This window comes from Segatella paludivivens DSM 17968 = JCM 13650 (genome assembly GCF_000373185.1).
GTDB lineage: Bacteria > Bacteroidota > Bacteroidia > Bacteroidales > Bacteroidaceae > Prevotella > Prevotella paludivivens.
The window spans coordinates 1-1,560 of record NZ_KB890681.1; the positions used below are offsets into that span (position 1 = coordinate 1).

Annotated in this window: 2 protein-coding genes; both read left to right on the forward strand. The window is 35.0% G+C overall.

The window, feature by feature from the left end; translation table 11 throughout:
* The coding region (locus tag B045_RS15450; RefSeq protein ID WP_044067810.1) for a hypothetical protein at positions 1–1,289 on the forward strand (1,289 nt) is incomplete at its 5' end.
* Between the two features lie 44 nt (positions 1,290–1,333).
* A partial coding sequence (locus B045_RS14665; protein ID WP_044067811.1) for a hypothetical protein occupies positions 1,334–1,560 on the forward strand: 227 nt, incomplete at its 3' end.

A 1,560-nucleotide genomic window follows, 5' to 3' on the forward strand; every position in this document is an offset into this window, starting at 1 on the left:
TGACTGTAAAGACTGACAATTCAGAGAAATTAATTTTTAGCAATCGTATAGCTTTAGTATCTGAAAGCAAACAGTATTATAATATTCATGGATTCAAGCGGGCTGGATTAACTTATCGTTTATTCTTTGATCCTATGCCTGCAACAACCAAGTATTTTGATTTTATGAACGATGAAGGCAGCAAGAATTATTTCGGTATTCATGATGCCAGCTACGAAATGAACTTTCCGAAGCTCTCATCATACGATACCAGTTCTGAAATCATTACTAATATTGACGAATTCTTCAAACCAGGAATAGCAACTCTTATTGTGAAAGAGTCAAAGGAGAATAAGAACAAATACTTTCACGAAGTATCTTGGACTGACACAGAGATAAGCAACATCTTGGCTTTTAAAATCTATAATATATCCATGGATTCCCTCAAAAGCGATAGCAATAACGTTGACACATATATCTACCATTTCCCTGTAAGCTATCCTCATTTTTCAAATTTTTCAGAAGGAGCTTTAAACGATGCCAATTATTATTTGGAACAAGGTAAAACCACCGAGATAAACTTCGATAAAAATGGAAGAGCATCTTTTTCTAAAACTTCACCAATGGCTAATCTGTCTTACATGCTAACAGTGACGCGTCTTTCTGCGCACGAGTCCGCTAAAACTGGCGATGAAGCATTAGGATATCTGGCTGCGAGGTTCAATCTTACCAAAAAAGAAATTCATGTACTCCAGAGATATTTCATTGATCATAATAAACTAAGTGATATAATTTATCTCGACGACAGCGTGAAGGAAAACACTTTTATCAAGGGAAACTTTGTTAATAAGAAGTTTAGTGATTATACTTTACTACGCAAGCTTAGAGCAGACGACCCCGCATATCTTATCATGGGTGGGTTTGGAGGTCGGGTATTATTCTTCAATGGATATGACAATATCATGACTGGACTTCATGCTAATAATAAAGGGGAACTGAGTCTATCCTGGAATGATATGGCTGATGCTGTAATGGAAGCCGACAAGCAGATTTTCCACACACAAGAACCATCGCTATTTTTGCAATTATGGATGTTTGATACAACAAAACTTAGCAAAGCCATTTCAACTTATCGCACAAATCCTAATGACAAAGATACATTACAAATATTCAATGATTTTATGACTGCTCATCGCAAAGTGATTACCAATCCTTGTCTCAGAAATTTGTTTGAGCAGAAATATACTGATTTAATGAAAGGAAAGAATCAGCAAAAGATTGAGAAGCTCAACATCTTCGGAGATGAGTAAATATCTATATAAATAATAATACGAAACAATTAACGACGAAAATCATGAAAACAAAGATATTTCTACTTGCTGTATTTTGCATGGCTGCAATCTGTGCAAAGGCTGAGAAGGTTATTACTTTTAACCATCCTGTGGTTGTTTATACAGCTCCAACCAAATTTTATCTAAAGAATACAACATTGGAGTTTGTTAAAGTTGAATTCACAGATTCTGCGACTGTTGTGACTGTAAAGACTGACAATTCAGAGAAATTAATTTTTAGCAATCGTAT